This window comes from Pyxidicoccus fallax, assembly GCF_012933655.1.
In the GTDB taxonomy this organism is placed as follows: Bacteria; Myxococcota; Myxococcia; order Myxococcales; family Myxococcaceae; genus Myxococcus; species Myxococcus fallax.
Window position 1 is genome coordinate 22874 of sequence record NZ_JABBJJ010000079.1, and the last position, 18919, is coordinate 41792.

The 18919-nt window shown below is 69.1% G+C and carries 10 protein-coding genes; 5 read left to right on the plus strand and 5 right to left on the minus strand.

The features are described from left to right. Positions 1-220: 220 nt before the first annotated feature. Complete coding sequence (locus HG543_RS18455) at positions 221-7189, minus strand: RHS repeat-associated core domain-containing protein (protein WP_169346113.1); 6969 nt, start codon at positions 7187-7189, stop codon at positions 221-223. Positions 7190-7350: 161 nt separating this feature from the next. Further along, positions 7351-7917 (minus strand): Vps62-related protein, encoded by a 567-nt coding sequence (locus tag HG543_RS18460; protein ID WP_169346114.1) that lies wholly within the window; start codon positions 7915-7917, stop codon positions 7351-7353. 647 nt (positions 7918-8564) lie between these two features. On the opposite strand from HG543_RS18460, the gene HG543_RS18465 reads away from it, so the two are divergent. Beyond that, entirely contained in the window at positions 8565-9755 is a 1191-nt protein-coding gene (locus tag HG543_RS18465) for a Kelch repeat-containing protein (protein ID WP_169346115.1), read from the plus strand. Positions 9756-9900: 145 nt separating this feature from the next. On the opposite strand, the gene HG543_RS18470 is transcribed toward HG543_RS18465, so the two are convergent. Next, complete coding sequence (locus HG543_RS18470; protein WP_169346116.1) at positions 9901-10425, minus strand: DUF1801 domain-containing protein; 525 nt, start codon at positions 10423-10425, stop codon at positions 9901-9903. Between the two features lie 450 nt (positions 10426-10875). Here HG543_RS18470 and HG543_RS18475 point away from each other — a divergent pair, with 450 nt between their 5' ends. After that, positions 10876-11340 carry a VOC family protein gene (locus HG543_RS18475; RefSeq protein ID WP_211194016.1) on the plus strand — a complete coding sequence of 155 codons (465 nt, stop codon included), beginning with the start codon at positions 10876-10878 and terminating at the stop codon, positions 11338-11340. Between the two features lie 226 nt (positions 11341-11566). Next, complete coding sequence (locus HG543_RS18480) at positions 11567-11836, plus strand: hypothetical protein (protein WP_169346117.1); 270 nt, start codon at positions 11567-11569, stop codon at positions 11834-11836. A 285-nt stretch (positions 11837-12121) separates the two neighbouring features. Here HG543_RS18480 and HG543_RS18485 read toward each other — a convergent pair whose 3' ends face one another. Then, positions 12122-14104 (minus strand): right-handed parallel beta-helix repeat-containing protein, encoded by a 1983-nt coding sequence (locus HG543_RS18485; protein WP_169346118.1) that lies wholly within the window; start codon positions 14102-14104, stop codon positions 12122-12124. Positions 14105-14475: 371 nt separating this feature from the next. Here HG543_RS18485 and HG543_RS18490 point away from each other — a divergent pair, with 371 nt between their 5' ends. Next, positions 14476-15387 (plus strand): LysR family transcriptional regulator, encoded by a 912-nt coding sequence (locus HG543_RS18490; protein ID WP_169346119.1) that lies wholly within the window; start codon positions 14476-14478, stop codon positions 15385-15387. Between the two features lie 15 nt (positions 15388-15402). Here HG543_RS18490 and HG543_RS18495 read toward each other — a convergent pair whose 3' ends face one another. Continuing rightward, complete coding sequence (locus tag HG543_RS18495) at positions 15403-16383, minus strand: MBL fold metallo-hydrolase (RefSeq protein ID WP_169346120.1); 981 nt, start codon at positions 16381-16383, stop codon at positions 15403-15405. A 251-nt stretch (positions 16384-16634) separates the two neighbouring features. Here HG543_RS18495 and HG543_RS18500 point away from each other — a divergent pair. Beyond that, a partial coding sequence (locus HG543_RS18500) for a CHAT domain-containing protein (protein ID WP_439332606.1) occupies positions 16635-18919 on the plus strand: 2285 nt, incomplete at its 3' end.

Here is an 18919-nt window from a genome sequence, read left to right on the forward strand (position 1 = left end):
TGCCCAATCACCTCAGAAGTGTCCGCTAGGGCCGCAACCCATGCAATAGCCAACACCTTGGCGGATTCGAGTACTCACGCAGCGCGGCCCGGGCCCTCACGACAAGCCTGCTCCAGCCGGCGGGCCGCCTCGCGCCATGCTCCACGTCAGTCGCACGTTCTTCGTGCTCAGTCTTGTTTTCTTCGGTGCGGGGCTTGCCTTCTACGTTCAAGGGCGGCAGTCAGGGAACAACGCGGAACCACACCCGGGTGCCGTTCGGGTAGGACCGCAGCTGTCCGCCGAAGGAGCTGCCCGAGCCCCGGTTGTCCGTCGGGTCGATGTACTCGATGTCCGCTCCGGTGCCGCCCTCCTGGAACATGGCGGGTGGGTACTCGTCGCGGTCATAGCCCCGCTGCGTGGGGATGCCCCGGAGCGAGTCGCGGCGATTCTGCGCCGCCCCCCCGCGGTTGATGGTCATCACGTCCGGATGGCCCGCTTGCTGGGCATCCTCGATGTGTGCGGCCGACTCGGGGTACTCACTCTCGGGCACCCGCAGCTCCACGTCGTAGGGGTTGCCCTGGGGGCTCGTGCGGCCCTGGCCGGTCCTGTCGATGGCCTCACAGGGGTTGTGGGCCCAGACGCCGAGCGCGCCGACGAAGTACGAGCGGAAGCCCTCGACCTCGAAGTTGTAGACGTCGACGCCCGCGGGCCTGGCGAGCGTGGCGGCCTCCATGACGTGGGCCCAGCCCCGGTGGGCCGTGGCCACCGCGTCGCCCGGCCGCAGCTCGCCCGCGGCAGCCCAGCCCCGGCCGCGCACCCACAGCGGGTGGTTGTGGGTGGTGAGCAGCACCTCGCGCCCGCCGTCGTCCACCTCCAGGTCCAGGCTCAAGAGCGCGGTGACGGCGTGCCGCATGGGCGCGAGGGCCCGCCGCCAGGCGTCCGCCCGGTCGATGCTGTTGCGGGACAGCAGCGACTCTCCGCCCGACAGCGACTCGATGGGCGCGGTGCCGGCACGCAGCCACACGGGCGTGCCCGCGGGGAAGCTGGCCGCGCACGACGACACGCCATCCTCGATGAGGTCCTGTCCGGAGGTCCTCGGGGGCGCCTCCTCGGCGACCTCCCGGCCCACGGCGCTGCCCATCACCTCGCCCTCGGACTCCGCGGACAACGTGGTGGCCTCGCGCGTGGCCACCGAGGCCGCGGCCTCCTCCGTCATCTCGCTGGCCGCGGTGGAGACTCCCGCCTCCGCCTCGCCACCGAAGCCACCCGTCAGCAGGCCGAACAGCGCGCCTTCGCCCTGCTGGATGCCGTACTGCTTCCAGCTGAAGCCGCTCGTGTGCGTGGCGCTGTACTGCACGCCGTTGAGGCCAGCGCCGATGAGCGCGCCGCCGATGGGCTCCAGCGCGCCGTCGCTCAGCACGTCCACCGCCACGCCCAGGGCCACCTCCGCCACGCCCACGACGATGCCGACGATGGACTCCCAGACGTTGTGGCCCGTCGGGTCGATATGGGAGACGGGGTCGTTGAGCGCGAAGGCGAACCGGTTGAACGAGTCGATGCGGGTGAGCTGACTGGCCAGCTCCGTGTCCGGCGTGAGGAAGCGGCCGAGCGACGGGTCGTAGTAGCGCGCGCCGAAGTAGTAGAAGCCGCTGCCGTCATCCAGCTCACGGCCCTGGTACTTCGGACGGAAGTCGTCCGGTCCGCGCGAGCCCGGCTTCCACACGCCGCCGAAGGGCTGGTAGTAAAGCCGGGTGCTCAGCGCGCCGTCCTTCGTGGTGGTGAGCGCCGTGCTGCCCAGCAGGTCCTGGTGGAAGTAGAGCGTGCCCGGCACGGGGACGCCGGCGGGCATGGCGTCGCCGGGGACGGTGCCCTCGCTCGCGGTGGCCACCGCCGCCCCGGTGGTGCGGGTGGTGACGGCCGCCACCGCCGCCCCGGTGGGCGTGGTGATGTACCGGGTGAGCTCGCGCGTGCCGTCCGGCAGTCGGGTGACCTGGAACTGCGCCGTCACGTAGAGCGTCTCCACGCCGCTCGGTTCCACCTTGCGCAGCCGGCTGCCCGCGTCGTTGTAGAGGGGCACGGACAGCACGCTGGTGCCGTTCCTCGCCACCCGCACCAGCCGGTTGCTCGTGTCGTAGGTGTAGTCCCACGCGTCGCTGCCCACGACCTTGGACTTCATGTTGCCGCCGCAGTCGTACGTGGCGCGCAGCGCGGGAAGCTCCGCGCCAGCGCCGGACATCAGCCGGTGGGCCTGGTACTTGAAGGTGTACCCGTCCTTGCGCGTGAGGTTGCCCTCGGCGTCGAAGCCCAGGGTGCGCACCCCGTACAGGCCCGGCGCCTGCGCCTCGGTGAGGCGCGTGCCGGTGTACGTGAAGCGCTGGGTGCCATCCACGCCGTCCGGCTTCAGCGTGTCCTGGAGCAGCGTGAGCTGCTGGAGGTGGTTCCACTCCGCCGTGCGGCGCAGCAGCGGCTGGCCGCCGCCGTCCAGCACCTCCTGGGAGATGAGCTCACCGGTGGGCGCGTAGCCATAGCTGCCCCGCGCGCCGTTGCCGTAGTCCACCCGGCCGGGAGAGCCCAGGGGCGTGTAGTCGGAGAAGCGGGCGTACGAGGTGTCCGACGAGGCGAGGCGGTCCAGGTTGCCGAAGCGGAAGGTGCGCTCCACCGTGGCGCCGTCCGGGAACGTCTGGCGGAAGACGCGCTCCAGCGGGTCATACAGCTCGGTCTGGAGGTACGGCGACGCGTCGCCCGCGAGCAGCAGCGCCGTGCGGGCGGCATGGCCAAAGCGGTCATAGCCGTAGGAGTACGCGTAGAGCTCGGTGCCGTCCGCGGCCTGCGCCGCCATGCGCGTGCGCTCTCCCAGGCCATTGGCCGCGGCCGGGTCGTCGTAGCCGTAGGTGACGGAGCGCGCGGCGGTGTCGCCGGAGTCGGCGGGCAGCTCCTTGCGGGTGACACGGCCGAGGGGGTCGTACTGGTACCGGGTGACGCGCGCGCAGGCGTCCGTGGTGCGGGCCAGCAGGCCGGTGGTGGCGTCATAGGCCAGCGCGAGCGCCTTGCGGTCCGACAGGCCCGTGGTGTTCTGGTCCGGGTTGTCCAGGCTGGTGCGCCGGTCCAGCGAGTCGTACGTGAGGGCGTTCGTCACGCCGCTCGGGTTGTCCGCGGTGGCGGGGTCCGTGGCGGACAGGAGCCGGCCGATGCGGTCATACGCGAAGGTGCTGGTGGCCTTCTCCGAGGGCACCACCATGCTCCGCAGCTTGCGGTCCGAGTTGTAGTACTCGAACTGGAGCTGCTTCTCGATGCGGTAGGTGTCGTCCGCGGCCTGCGTCACCGTCACCCGCAGGGAGGTGGGGTAGACCATGGTGGTGACGGAGGTCTGCTTGCCGTCCGCGCCCGCGGGCTGCGCCTGGCGGGTGGCGCGGCCGTAGACGTCATAGGTGTTGGTGGTCCACAGCATGTCCGTGCCGCCGCTGCTGCTGGTGCAGGCGATGGAGCCGGTGAAGTAGCGCGGCACCGAGACCCGAAGGGCGCGGTCCTCGGAGTCGTAGTTGGTGCAGGTGCCGGACACGCCCACCGCCGCGTCCTCCTGCGCCGTGGACAGGTAGGCCCGGCCCAGCCCGTCGGTGTACTTGCGCTGCCAGCGCAGCGACGGCTGCTGGCCCGACAGCGTCCAGGACTGGAGCCGCAGCGACTCCAGGTACAGCAGGCCCGAGTCGGTGCGGCCGCGCGAGCGCGTCTCCAGCGTCACCACGGCGGCCTTGCGGAAGGTGGTGCTCTCTCCCGTCACCTGTGCGGGCACGCAGTTGGTGTCGGGCTTCACGCCCGAGGGCTCCGCCGGGACGGCGCCCTGCACCTTCGCCACCCGGCCGAAGGCGTCCAGGCACTGCACGCTGACGTTGCCGTTGGGGGTGGCCTCCGCCACCATGACGCCGAAGCGCGGGTCATACCCGAAGCGCCGCGTCAGCTTCACGCCCTGGGCATTGGGCGGCGTGGTGCGGGTGGCGACGTAGGTGTTGTACGTCGTCTCGTAGGTGAGCTGCGTCGTGCGGTCGCCGGGCAGCGTCTCCCGGGTGGTGTTGCCGAAGGCGTCGTACTTATATGTATTGGTCAGGTCGACGCGGTTGACGTTGTCGTAGGTGGAGCGCGTCGCCAGGTTGCGCTGGGACGTGTACGTGAAGTGCTCCAGGTGGAAGTCGGTCGCGTCGTTGAACTTGGAGAAGTCGGTGCACGCGGAGGTGGAGGACTCCTTGCGGTCCAGCAGGTAGCCCAGCTCCCAGCCGTCCTGCCGCACCACGTTGTCGTAGCGGGCGCAGCTGTAGACGTCGTCCGCGGTCGACAGGTTGACGCCGTCCGGGCCCACGTAGCCCAGGTCCGACAGCAGGGAGATGTTGCCGTAGGCGTCGTACTGGAAGGTCTTCGCCCGCGTGTACTCGTACGTGCCGTAGCTGTACGTGGCGAAGCTCACCTGCTGCTTGCGCACCTCGTAGATGGGAGTGGCCCGGGCGCCCGCGCCGGTGGCCGTCACGGCGGCCGTGTACCCGGTGAGCCCCAGCGACAGCCGGGTGTCGCGGGCCGCCTCCGGGCAGCGCGGGTCCGGCGAGATGGGGCCGTCACACTGGTACTCGATTTGCGCCGTCGTGCCGGTGAGGGGGAAGCCCTGGTTGAGCATCGTCACGCGGCGCTGGCCGGTCTGCTCGTCCAGGCGTGAGACGGTGCGGAAGCCCAGCCAGCCGCGGCCGCTCGCCAGGTCGACCAGGCCGCCGGTGTACCGGTAGCTCTCCTTGTACTGGTAGGTGGAGGCGTTGCGCGCGGGCTCATTGGCGCTCACCAGGGTGCGCACCAGCTGCATGCGCGAGCCGCCCACCCGCTGGAAGGGCCCCTGCGCGGGCGCCTGGCGGTACGGGTAGCCGAGCGCCACCGTGGCCCCGTCCGGTTGCACCGCGGCGGACGCGAGGGCGCTCTTGTTCGCCTTCGCCTTCGCCTTCGTCTTCGCCGAGCGCGAGGCCTGGGGCGCGGGGCTCGTGGAGCTGTACACGTCCGGGTCGGACATGGGCAGGTAGGTGAGCGCGTACCGCGCGCCGGCCGGCTCGGTGAGGGTGGCGAGCAGGTCCGGGGCCGGGCCCTGCGCGAAGTAGCCGCTGAGGGTGAGCGAACCTCCGCTCGTCACGCCCTGGACGAGGTCCGTCTTCCCGTCGCCATTCACGTCCGTGGGCCACACGGCCCGCGCGTCCGGGGACGCGAGCCGGGCGCCGGCGGCCGTGCCCCGGTCGAAGCCGCTGCCGATGTTGCGGTAGACGATGAGGTCCAGCGCCGTGCCCTGCCTCCAGGCCTGCACCAGGTCGATGCGGCCATCCCCGTTGGCGTCCATGGGCCAGAACGCGGCCACGTCGGTGAGGCCCTTGCCCGTGTCGGTGATGTCCCCGGCGGTGAAGCCGCCCGCGCCGGTGGCGAAGAAGGTCACCAACTGGAGGGCTTCGCCCGGAGCCGCCCACCCCTGCACGAGGTCCGTCTTCCCGTCCGCGTTGACGTCCAGCGGCCACAGGCCGGCGGTGTTCAGCGGGCCGCCTCGGGTGTCCGTGTCGATGCCGGCGCGGAAGCCCCGGCCGTCGGACAGGAAGGCCGTCAGGTGCAGGGAGACCGACCCGGCATCGGGCGCCCAGACCTGGACGAGGTCCAGCATGCCGTCGCCGTTGATCTCGGCGGGCCAGAGCCGCTCGTTGGGTTGCGCGGTGATGCTCCCCTGCGTCGCCTGGGTGAAGCCCGTGGGGGAGCCGAGGAACGTCACCACGGTGTAGACGCCCTTGGACAGCCACGCGCCCACCACGTCCGTCTGGCCGTCGCCATTGACGTCCATGGGCCACAGGTGCGTGGGGGAGGTCGGCAGGCTGGTGGTGCTCTGCGGGCCGGCGGTGAAGCGGCAGCCGTCCGCGCTTGGCGTGTACAGCGCGAAGCCGAGCCGGGAGCCGTCCGTGAATGCATAGACGAGGTCCGCACGGCCATCACCCCCCAGCGAGACGGGGAGCACGTTGGTGTAGGACGTCAGCGGCAGGGTCAGCGACGTGGCGCAGGCGCTGAGCGTGGTGCCCTGGGAGATGAGCGGCAGGAGGCTCAGCGTGGACTTGTCGGCGGTGACATAGGCGAGGTCCCCCCGGCCGTCCCCGTTGAAGTCCGCCGGCAGCACCTGCTTGTACGGAGTGGGCAGCGAGGTGCTGCCCAGGCTCGAGGCCGAGAAGGTGACCTGCGCGGTGTCCTGCCACGTGAGGGACGTGGGCGTCAGACAGGGCGCGTCCGTGCTCGTCCCCGCGCACTCCTGGAGGCTCGTGAGCCGGGGCGCGTTGGTGGCCTGGCTCGCCGCGTACCCCAGGCGCATGTCCTTGACGGCCTGCTCCCCCACGTACGTCTGGACGTTGGAGAGGACCGCGCGAGTGAAGATGCGCGAGCCGCCCGCGTAGGCCATCAGCACCGGGCTGCGCGGGCCATACAGGAAGCGCACCGAGCGGTTGGCCTCCACGCTCGCGTCGGCGTTGGAGGCGTAGTCGATGCGCTGCACGTAGTACTGGCCGTCGCTCGCGGAGGACTGGGGGATGGGGGCCTGGGTGTAGCGGTAGGCCACCGCGTTGCCGTTGAGGTCGGTGTAGCGGGCAATGGCCCAGACGCGCACGTCCGCGCGGCCCACGGCGAGGATGCGGCTGTCGGCCGTGGTGGCGTACTCGGAGACGCTGCCGTCGCGCTGCACCACCGTGAACGAGCAGGGGCCGGAGCCGCACAGCTCCTTCGAGGCCTTCACCCGCCGCCACGTCTCCAGCTCCGTGCGGTAGACGGACTCCGCCGCGCCTTGGTCACCGCTCACGTTGATGAGGCGCTGGCCGTCCAGGCAGTAGCGGTCCCTGGCGTCGTAGGAGATGGTGCCCCGGTAGCCGTCCACGCCGAAGGTGGCCGGGCAGCGGCTGATGGCCGAGGTGCCCTGGAGCTGCCAGCCCACGCCCATTCGTCCGTCCTCCGCCTGGCTGCTGTAGACGAAGGACAGCTGGGGGGTGGCCTTCCCGATGCCGGGAGGCACCTCGAGCGGGAGCGAATAGGTGGCCGCTCCATTCTCGCTGACGGAGAGCGTTCCGGAGGGGTCGATGGAGACGGACCCCGAGTCCGCTGTGGCGACACGGGCCAGGGACAGACACGACAGGAGCAGTATCAACGGGAACCACGGGGACCGCGCGAGCATGGGGGGACCTCCGTCGCGGGCACACCTCGGCCCGGCCCGTGCGCCGCGCCTTCACGCGGTACACGAGGGCCGGGCGCGCGCGTGCGCCGCGGAGTGGGATGAGAGGAATGGACGAGGGAAGCGGGAGGCGCGGTGGGACGCGCGCCTCCCGCCGTCAGCGACTACGGGGTGACCAGCACGCTCGGCACGAAGGTGCCTTCGGTGGGCGGGGAGAAGCTGGGGATGGCGTAGAACACGTTGAGCTGGTTCACGCGGTAGATGGACACGTTCATGTCGGCGCCGGAGCCGCGGTCATCCCAGATGAGGCCTCCCAGGCCGACGGCCGCCGCCAGGTCATGGCGCAGGCACCGGTAGTTGGGGATGTACGGCTTGTCGTAGCCACGCTGGATGACGTGCCCGCACGCGACGTAGCCGAAGGGCGGCACGGGCGCCCAGAACGAGCCGTCCTCGTCGGCGCCGGAGCCCTTGTCCTTGTAGATGAGCCGGTAGTCCTCGGGCGCCACGAGCGCCGGGTTCTTCGGGTCATCGTTGTCGACGACGCGGATGGTGAGAACGGTGCCGGTGGGCTCCAGGTAGTTGCCCTGGCCATAGTCACCGAGGATGAAGAAGCCCTCGCGCGGGATGGGACGGTAGAAGGCGCCGTCCATGGTGGCGCCCGAGCCCTTGTCCCACCAGACGCGGGTGAACTTGCTCGTGGTGCTGAACTCAATGACAGGAGGAAGCGACATGATTGGCTCTCGGGGTAGCGGGTGGACGCGGAGGCTTCTCGCCGGTTGCTGGCGAGAGCGCTTCGCGTGCGCGGAGTCAGGAGGGTCCGCCTCCGCGCGCCGCCACCGATTGCAGTGCATATGCCAGCACGGCGCATGCGGAGTGCCCGTGTCATTCAGGGCACTTCGCCTCGCGGCGCGACGGCGCTCGCGCGGGCCGCGTCTGGCCAGGACGTGGCTGCGTCACGCGCTGACGCAAGGGTGGCATTTGTTACATGGACTGCATGAAGTGGTGCCCTGCGCCCCGGCGCCGACCACGAGCACGGGCCAGCCGAGCGCCGACCTCCGACAGCCACCCATTGAGAAGAGCGTCACGAATCTGCGCAGCAAGCTCCAGTCCCGGGGTCGATAATGCCCCTCCACGAGGTCAACCCGCACATGGCCGAGGTCCGCTCCACGCGCGTTGACATGTCCATTGAAGCGGACGACGTGCCAGCGCGCACGCCGGTGACGCGCGTGCTTGAAGTCCCGCAATATCGGTGACAAGGATGCGCGTCGCCGGCCCGTGAGGGGTGGAAAGGCTTCCACCTTCGCGAGAGCTGACGATCACGCCCGGACATGACAAGGACCTTCCTGCCATGGCAGGGCTTCGCTCCCAGGGGCAATCCATGACGCGTTCCTTCGCCTCCACCTTCCCATCCATGTTGTTGCTGCTCGCCAGCGCGGCCTGCGGTCCCGGCCCGTCCTCCGACCCGGAGCCGACGGGGCCCTCCTCCGCGGTCGCGGTGGCCACCGAGCGCCAGGCCCTCGCCAGCTGGAGCTCCGCCGCGCCGATGTCCACGGCCCGAGTCGACCACAGCGCCACCGTCCTGCCGTCGGGCAAGGTGCTGGTGGCCGGCGGCGAAAACGGCGCGAGCACCCAGTTTGCCAGCGCGGCGCTCTATGACCCGGCCACCAACAGCTGGTCCGCCACGGGGAGCATGACGCAGGCCCGCTCGGCCCACGTCGCCGTCCTGCTGTCGTCGGGCAAGGTGCTCGTCATCGGCGGCACCTTCGGCAGCACCACCACCGCGGAGGTGTACGACCCGGCCACGGGGACGTGGACCGCCACCGGAAGCCTCGCCACGTCACGCACCAACTTCACCGCGACCCTGCTGTCCTCGGGACAGGTCCTCGTCACGGGCGGCCGTGGCAATGGTGGCGTCTACCTGACCAGCTGCGAGCTGTACGACCCGGCCACCGGCACCTGGTCCGCCACGGGCAGCCTCGCCACGGGCCGTATGGACCACTCCGCCGTGCTGCTCGGCAACGGGCAGGTGCTCGTCAGCGGCGGCCTCTACATGGTCTTCACCTCCCTGTACCGGATCTACAGCGCGGAGCTGTACGACCCGGCCACCGGCACCTGGTCCACGACAGGAAGCCTCGCCACGGCGCGCAGCGGGCACCTGTCGCTCCAGCTGCCCTCCGGCAATGCGCTGATCGTGGGAGGACTGGCCGGCGACGGCAGGCTCACCGGCCACTACTCGGTCTCCGCGGCCGAGTCGTTCAGCGCGGGCACCATGTCGTCCGCGGGCACGATGAGCAGCCCGCGCCACGGCCACGCCGCCGCCGCGCTGCCTTCGGGCGCCGTCCTGGTGGCGGGAGGCCTGAACAAGATTGGCGGCAGCACCACGACGCAATACCTGTCCAGCGCGAGCCTGTACGACCCGGCCACCGGCACCTGGTCCGCCACGACCAGCATGCTGGCCGTGCGCAACCGCTTCACGCTCAGCACCCTGCCGTCGGGCAAGGTGCTGGCGGTGGGAGGCACCAACAGCTCGGGCATGGGGCTCGCCTCCACGGAGCTCTACACCCCGTGACCGGAGCACCCCGGGGCTCCGCTCGCATGCGGGAGCCCCGGCGAAGGCCATCCAGGAGCTGGCCGGGTACCAGCATCTCTCCACCCCGGCCGACGGGTGTAGCCCCCGGGCTCGCGTCGGTAGGCCACTTCGGGGCGTGCCTCCTTCAGGAGTGGTGCGCCACCGCGGCCTTCACCCAGCGCAGGATGCTCGCCTCGTCAATGTCCGCGGCGCTGCGCACCTTGAGGTGCCGCATGGTCTTCCCGGTGCCCTCGAGCTTTCCTTCCGGGTCGTCGAGCTTCTCCGGGGGCGCCATGATGCTGAGGGCGGCGTAGGTCGTCGAGGTGTAGAGCGCACAGAAGCCGCCCTTCAGCTCGTAGTAGGGCATGCCCCACTTCATGGACTCGCGAGCGCCGGGGGCGGCCTTCTTCACCAGGGCACGCAGGGCCTCGAGGTGCTCGCGCCGCTCCGGGGGCTGCTGCGCGAAGAAGGCGTCCGCCGGGGCGCCGAGGTCCTCGCGGCGCAGGTACCGGCGGGCAGGGGCCTTCTTCGCGGCCGCGCCCTTCGCCGGCGCCTTCTTCGCGGCCGCGCTCTTCGCCGGGGTCTTCGCGGGCGTCTTCCTGGCGGTGCTCTTCTTCGCCGGGGTCTTCTTCGTGGGCGTCTTCTTCGCCGTCACCTTGCGTGCTGCCATCCGTGCCTCCGAGGCCCCGGACCGCCGGGGCGGGCGGGAGGCTACCCCAACAGCGGAGGACGCATGGGCTACCGCTTCCAACTTCGCGGCGGCCCCATTCAGCCGTCCTACTCTCGTCCGGGCACCTGAGGGCGGATGCGCCGGTTTTTCTGGCTTGAGGAGGACAAGGTGTGCGCTTCGAGGCGTTGCCGCCACCCACGCAAGCAGAGGTGGAGCGGTTGCTGAGGGGGGCGTCACCGGGTGCTGCGCCTGTGTATCCGCGCAGGCGGGAGTTGGAGCTCGCGGAAGCCTTCCGGGTCCTCCTTTTCCTTCTCGCGCGTTGCCGCCGCGCCTATGTTCCGACGGCGTATCGAGACAGCCTCACCGTCGGCTCTCGTGCAAAGGATGATGCTCGGGAAGTCGTCCAGGCGATGGGGTCCATTTCACGCCTCCACGAAGAGAGGGCCGGTCGTGTTCAAGCGAGGGTTGGCTGGCGCAGCGCTGCTGGCAATGGGGTTGATGTCGATGTCCCTGGGGTGTCGGACCGCACAGCCGCCGGGACCGGACACCCTGACGAAGGAGGATTCGAAGGTGGCCATTCATTACCTGGAAATCGTCAGCAACGACGCAGACTCCCTGTGCGCTCTCTACGAGCGCATGCACGGACTTTCCTTTGGTGCTCCTGACCCCGACCTTGGGCAGGCCCGTGTCGCGACACTCTCGGACGGAAGCCTTTTGGGCATCCGCAAGCCGCTGGCCAGACATGAGGAGCCGATCATGCGGACCTACCTCGCGGTCGAGGACATCCAAAAAGCCGTGAAGCAGGCCGAGCAACAGGGCGCGATGATTGCCTATGGACCGACCCGGCAGGGACAGCGGGGAACCTTCGCAATCGTGATCCAAGGCGGCGTGCAACACGGACTCTGGCAACGCTAGCGCTTGCGCTCGAGCGGCACGCATCCAGTGGGCGCCCTCAATGGCGTAACGAATCTCTCCCAGCTCAGCCGAGAGGCTGATGCGTTCCATCTGCGTTCCTCGCGAGCACCTTCCTGGCGCAGCGCTATTGGGAACCGCGCGCCTCCGAGGAGATTCCTTCCCAGGTCACGCCATTCGCGCTAAATCTTGAAAGCGCGACAAACCCACCGCGCGTTCGGAGGAAGTCATGAAGGCATACGTCGTCGCAGGCGCACTCGTTGCTGGGCTCCTCGCAGGTTGCGGCGGAGTCGAGGAGGACGGACTGGAGACCGAGCAGCCACACCTCGCGACTCGGGAGGACCGGCTCATCTGCATTACCCAACACATCGTCGTGTTCTACAGCGACGCGACCTACACCACCGAGGTCGGCGTCGAACACTGCTATTGCGGGTATAGGCCTACGCTGGAAGGCCAGCGCACACTGTACCGCCAGGTGTATTCGGAACAGTCCTGCTAGTGGCAACACGGCCCGCTCCAGTCACCTGGAGCGGGCCGCTACACTACAGCTGGCGGCACTCTGCACTCTGCCCCTGCGCACTCAGCAGGATGGCGGTGGCACGCGCTGCCATCCCTCCCTTGGCCCTCTGCCGCGTGGCCCTTGGTAGTGCCAGCCGCTGCTGGGGGGCAGCCGGATGCTACGCTGCTCAGAGGACATCGCCGCTCCTCTCTTCTCAGAGCCGCGTGACGCCGAGGGTAATTGTCGCAGGCAGCCCGTCAGAAAGCCGCGCCGCTCAGGGAAGCTTCATGGTGATGGCGCCGCGGCCCTCGTCGCGCGTCGCCGTGCCATGGCGCCGTACCCGCCCTGCCTCTGCCCGGCGGAGCCCTCTCCCCCAGCACTGGCGGCGTCGAGGGTGTTCGGCACAGTCCCCACGACCACGTCGTCGACGTAGAAGAAGTCTCCAGCGCTGCCCGAGCCCGTCAGAGAGACCAGCACGGTGCTCGCACCGGCCGGCGCATCGACCACCGCGGACACCGTCTGCCAGCTCGGGGTCAGCGCTGGTAGCGTCACCTCATCCGTCTGGAGGACCCCGAAGCTGGCGTTCATCCACTTCACGGTCATCCTGGGCGACAAGCCTGCTCCGGCGCCGAGCCGGCCCCAGAGGCTCAGCGTCTTGACGCCGGGCGTGGTGGCGAAGCCGGGCCAGTTCGCGAGCTGGACACCCCAGCCCCAGGCGCCCGTGACGTCGACTCGCAGGCTGTGCGTACCGGAGTGGGCCGCTTCCGACGACCGGGCCACGGCCGCGGAGTACCAGGTCGCCCACTGGCCGATGGAGGCCTCCAGGGTGGCGGTGTCGGCATCCAGGGCGTTTCCAGAGCCCGGCTCCGGGGGCGGCTCGCCGACGTCCCCTTCGAGGGTGCTGCCAGCCTCCTGGGAATAGGGCGCGGCCCGCCAGACGGCGAAGCGGACCGTCTCGCCGTAGCCCTTCGCGAAGCGCCAGTTCCCGAAGTACTTGTTGTCGTGGAAGCTGTTGCCGTTGTTGAACATGACGTCGTTCTGGACACCGGCGACCGTATACGGCGACCAGGACATGTTGTCGGCACCGGTGGCGTAGAGCGCCTGCACGCCGCAGTACGTCCCAGCGCAGGGCACGACGGTGCTGTCGAAGTGGAACTCGTTGTCATTCACCTCGATGTTCCTGGAGTGCCAGCGGCAGTCCGTCCGGTAGGGCTCGCTGGCCACCAGGGTGTAGCAGGGGTGCGTGGCGCTGATGGGATTGGGGTATTCGTAGTCGCGCGGCGCCTCGGGAATCAGGGTCGGGGTGATGAACGGCGTGCAATACCCCTTGCTGGTGTTGCCGTTGGAGTTGCAGAAGCGGTTGGCGTTCTCGTAGATGGAGACACCCGAGAAGTTGTCCTCGAAGAGGTTGTCGTGGACGCGGATCTTCGGCGCCCCGCTCACGGCCGTGGCCAGCCTCGAATCCCCTCCGGACTCCGAGAGGTAGATGGCCGGGCCCGGCGAGCCCAGGTTGCGGTTGCCGCTCACCCAGGCGTTGCGACGGAGGGTGTTGTTGCGGATGGTGGCGTTGTAGCTGATCTCGTACCAGATACCCTCGCCATCGTTGTTCTCGATGTAGTTGCCTTCAAACAGGAAGTCGATGTTGTTGGTGTCCGCCCACAGGCCGGTCCCCCTGTTGTCATGGACCCAGTTGTTGGACACCCGCGCGCCACGGACATCCCAGAACTTGCCGCCGCCGGTGCACCCGCAACCCTCGATGCGGCTCTCCCAGTCATCGGTGTTGTTGCCGGTGATTTCGTTGTGGTCCAGGACGATGTTCTCGATGGCGGAGCCACCCTCGATGGGCGGCTTGAACATGCTGAAGCCGTACTGCCCGTTGTCCTTCAGGCAGTTGTACCGGACGATGTTCCCAGGGCCCAGGAAGACCCCGGCGCCGTCGTTGTTGGCGATGGTGTTGTACTCGACCACCCAGCCCGCGCCGGAGTCATGGTTCACCACGCCTTCGTTGTTGTTGTCCAGACCCCGGCCGAAGTTCCGGATGGTCAGGTACTTGATGGTGACGTTGGGAACATCTCCCGTGAAGGCATACAGGTTGAGGTTCTGCCCGTCGATGATGGCGCCCGGTGCGCCGACATACGTCGTGTTGGCGCGAGCGATAATCTGGCCGAAGACGTCACTGGCCAGGGTGTGTACCCCCGGCGCGAACCAGAAGGTCGCTCCCGGCCGGTTGAAGTCGAAGGCACTGTTGTCGCCAGCCGGAACCGTCACCGCTCCCGGGGGTGGGCTGCTCGGGCCGCTCAGGAGCGCGGTGTTTCCACAGATTCGTGCCGGTGGCGTCGTGGGCCAGGGCGGTGTCTGCGCGCTGCCCTGGACGGGGAGTGCCAGGCCCGCCACTGCAAGGAATGCACGTATCACGAAGGACTCAGCTCGATGTTGGATTGTCATTCTCACTCAGCGTAGGAGAGGCCGTGCTCCACGGTGCGGACCTCGCGACATGCGAGGTCCCGCTCCGGAAGACACGGCCCGAGGCCAGGTGGCGCACGGGTGCCGTCGATTTTCTGCTCCGCCTGGGTCGGAACACGCACGTGGGTGTTCTATAAGCTCCACGCCTTCCGAGAGGCCGAGCACCGATAGAGCGAATGGATATCTCCAAGTTGGACCTCCACCTTCTGCTTGCGCTGGAGGCGCTGTTGGAAGAGCGCAATGTGACGCGCGCGGCGGAACGGCTGCAGCTCAGTCAGCCAGCGCTCTCCGCGCGCCTGGCCCGGCTGCGAAGTCTGTTCGCGGATCCGCTCTTCGTACCCGCGGCCCATGGGCGCGGCGTGGTTCCCACCCCGCGCGCGGCGGAGATGCAGTCGCCGTTGGCCGAAGCGCTCGCCCAATTGCGGCGGCTGATGGAGGGCCCGGGGGTCTTCGACCCTCGGCAAAGCCGGCGCACCTTCGTCATCGCCATTCGCGACAACCCGGCGGCGATCCTGATGCCCGAGTTCATCACTCAGATGATGGCCGTCGCACCCGCCTCCCGCCTGGCGCTCATCAACCCGGGTCGTGACATCGCCGAGAGGCTCGAGACGGGCAAGGTGGACATGCTGGTCGGCGCCACCGACGAGGTCGGCGGCGCGATGATCAGCCGGCCGTTGTTGGAAGATCGGTTCTTGACCGCACAGCGCAAGGGCCACCCACGGGGACAGGGCCCCATTGACCTCGACACCTTCTGCGACCTGGGCCACCTGTTGGTATCGACTGACGGCGGCGGATTTTCCGGCCGGGTGGACGCGGCGCTGGCCGCGAAGGGCCGCCAGCGCCGCGTAGCCGTGTCGGTCCAGAGCTATGCCCTGGCTCCATTGATTCTGGCCAACAGCGACTGCATCTGCACGTTGCCGAGCCGCTTCCTCCAGCGCTTTGCGCGTGAGCTCGACTTCTCACCGCCGCCGCCGGAGCTGGAATTGGGTCGGCTTTCCCTCGCGGCCTTGTGGCATCCCCGCCATCAGGACGACCCAGCGCACGCCTGGCTGCGAGAACAGCTCTTCGAGGCCGCGCGCCGGAGCTGAACTCAGGGCACTCGCCTACTGCGCATCGCGATTGAAGTATTCGATCGGCACCCAGCTGTAGCCGCTCGCCTCGGGGCGCACGTGGCCGATGCCGGGAAAGGGCGTGTGCGCAACGGCCACCAGCCGTCGCTCGGCCGCCGCGGCGGCCAACTGGTTGGCCCTCTGCGCGGCGGCGGCACTCGAATCGACGTCATAGGTGACAGTGATTGCTGGCCTTGGAAACTGCACGGCGGCGAAGTGGAGAATGTCGCCCCACATCTCGAGCTGCTGACCCCGGCTTTCAATCAAGTAGAAGCTGTGTCCCGGCGTATGACCCGGAGTGGGAATCGCGGTGATGCCTGGAAGGATTTCTTTGCGGCCGGTGAAGGGCTTGACCTTGCCAGCGAGCAGGTAGCGGCCGACGGTCTTGACCGCTTCCTCGAACAGCTTCCGGTCGATACCCCCGGCGCCAACGTTGGCGGGGTTCAGGAAGAGGTCGAGGTCGGGCTTGCCGACGTGGACGGTCGCGTTCGGAAACACCCGGCGCCCACCGTTGACGAGCCCACCGCTATGGTCGGTGTGGATGTGGGTAATCAGGATGTCGTCGATCTGCTCGGGCTGGTAACCCGCGGCGGCGAGGCTGGTGAGCAGCTTGCCGCCGAGGCCAGGCCCGAAGAGCTGCCCCGCGCCGGTGTCGACCAGGACAAGGCGCGAGCCCGTGTCGATCAAGAAGGCGTTGATGGAGGTCTCGATTGGATTCTTCAGGAAGGAGTGGTGCAGCAGCGCGTCGACTTCCGAAGGCGTGGTTCGGGTCAGCAGCGCGTGCAGGTCCTGGGGCACGGTGCCGTCCGACAGCGCCGTGATTTGAAAGTCGCCCAGACGGTAGCGGTAGACTCCTGGAAGTTGGGCCTTCCATTCCGCCACGGGCGGCGAGGCGACGGCGACGGGCGCCCAACCGGCCCCCGAGAAAATGGCGGAGGTGGCCAGGGCGGCGAGGGTGAGATGACGTCTGCGCATGCGGAGTTCTCCAAGAGCGTGGGGAAAGGGGTGGCGCTCGCCACCGATGCGCAAACCTAGGAAGCCGATGGAGTCGGTTGAAATATCGCTGACGGATGGGACCCATCCACGGGACCGATGGTGGGAGCGCGCTCCACGCTCGGGAGCACCTCACCGGTCATTCTCTCCGCATCATTTTCGACCGAGGCGGCTCATTCCCATGGCGGCTCTCGAGTTCCAAGGGGGACGACTTGCGACTGCTTCTCGCGTGGATGGCGATATGGGTCCTGGGCTGCGCGGCCGGAGTACCGGTTTTGGCAAGGCCCCAGGATGTACGGCTGCGGGCGGCGCAGGAGGCCTACGACGAGGCGATGAGGCTCCAGGAGGTGGGCCGCTACGCCGAGGCCACCGTGCGGGCACACCGTGCGCTCGAACTGCGCGAGGCGGTGCTCTGGGGTTCGCATCTGGAGGTCGCCAGCTGTCTGAACCTGCTCGGTGGACTGCACCGGATCCAGGGAGACTTCGACCGGGCCGAGCCGCTCTACGCGCGCGCGATCTCCATTCTGGAAAGCGAGTTCGTCGACCCCTACGCCAAGAGAAAGCTGAACGACTGGGTGGGTCTGCTCAGCCCTCGCGCGCTCGCGCTCGAGGGGGCAAAGGGTGTCTATCATGAGGTTGCCTATCATGCAGAGCGCGACGACCACGCCGCATTCGGCAACCTCGACCTACAGAACCTGTACGACCCGGCCGAGCCGCTCTACCAGCGCGCGCTCGACATGGCGAAGGGCTCCATCGGCAAGCACCATCCCATCGTCGCCGCCACGCTCAATGAGCTCGGCCTCCTCTACGCGGCCCAGGGGCTCTATGTCCGGGCCGAGCCCCTGCTTCAGCGCGCCCTCGACATCCGGGAGACGGCCCTGGGCAAGCACCACCCTACCCTCGCCGCGTCCCTGAACAACCTCGCCATCCTCCATGCGAACCAGGGGTTGTATGTCCGGGCCGAGCCCCTGCTTCAGCGTGCCCTCGACATCCGGCTCGCGGCGCTTGGACAGGACCATCCCGACGTCGCCGCGTCCCTGAACAACCTCGCCATTCTCTACGCGAGCCAGGGGCTGTACGACCGGGCCGAGGCGCTCCATGCGCGCGCGATTTCCCTGGCCGAGGCGGCCCTCGGCAAGAGCCATCCCACCGTCGCCACCTCGCTCAGCAGCCTCGCCAACCTCTACGTGAAACAGCGGCTGTACGCCCGGGCCGAACCGCTCTACCAGCGCGCGCTCGACATCCGGCAAGCCGCCTTTGGCCAGGACCATCCCACCGTCGCCGCTTCGCTCACCAGCCTCGCCAACGTCTATCAGGAGCGGGGGTTGTACGGCTCGGCCGAGCCGCTCTACCAGTTCGCGCTCACCATCCGGGAAGCGGCGCTTGGCAAGCACCATCCCGACGTCGCCGCCTCGCTCAACAACCTCGCCGTGCTCTACGCGAACCAGGGGCTGCACGACCGGGCCGAGCCGCTCTACGAGCGTGCGCTCACCCTCCGGGAGGCGGCCCTCGGGGAGAACCATCCCGAAGTCGCCGCCCTGCTCAACAACCTCGCCCTGCTCAGGCTGTCCCAGCATCGCCTCGACGCAGCCATTCCCCTGTTCACGCGCGCCTTCGCCATCTCCGAGCAGCGCCTGCGCCAGGAGGCGCTCGATTTCTCCGAGGCGCGCCTGGCCAGCTTCCTCCAACTGCTGCGCACCGACGAAGAGCGGCTCTATGCGCTGCTACGCGCCCGCGACGACGACCGGGTCAGGCACCTGGCCCTCGGCGCCGCGCTGCTGCTCAAGGGCCGCTCCGTCGCGCAGACCGCCGACATCTCCCGCGCGGTCTACCAGAGCCTGGGCGAGGAGGGGCGCGACACCTTCGCGCAATTGCGCGAGCTGCGCACCCAGCTGGCGACTTTGTCGCTCCAGGGCCCTGGCCCGCTCCCGCTGAAGGAGTACCAGCAGCAGCTCAAGGCGCTCGCCGAGCAGGGAGATGCCCTCGAGGCGGACCTCGCCAGACGCTCGGCGCCCCTGCGCGAGCTGGCCGGGCTCCCGCCCCTGACCGACATCGTCGACCAGGTCGCCGAGGCCCTACCCGAGGATGCCGCCCTCATCGAGCTCATCAGCTACCAGGACCGTCCCCTCGTGCCCGGGCCCGGCGCGCCCGAGCCGCACCAGCGCTACCTGGCGCTGGTGCTGCTGCCGGACACCCGCATTCTCAGCCTCGACCTGGGCCCCGCCGGCCCCATCGACTCGGCCGCCTCACGTCTGCGGGACGCGCTGGCCAACCGGGATGTCGCCTTTCAAGCGCGGGCCCAGGCCCTCTACGGGCTCGTCTTCCAGCCCCTGCTGCCGCTGCTGGGGACCACCCGCCACCTCTTCCTCTCGCCGGATGGTCCGCTGGCCCTGGTGCCCTTCGCCGCCCTTCACGACGGTGAGCGCTTCCTCGTGGAGGACTTCGACTTCGTCTACCTCACCTCCGGTAGGGACCTGCTGCGTCGCCCCCAGCCGTCCGCCCCCGCTTCCTCCGTGGT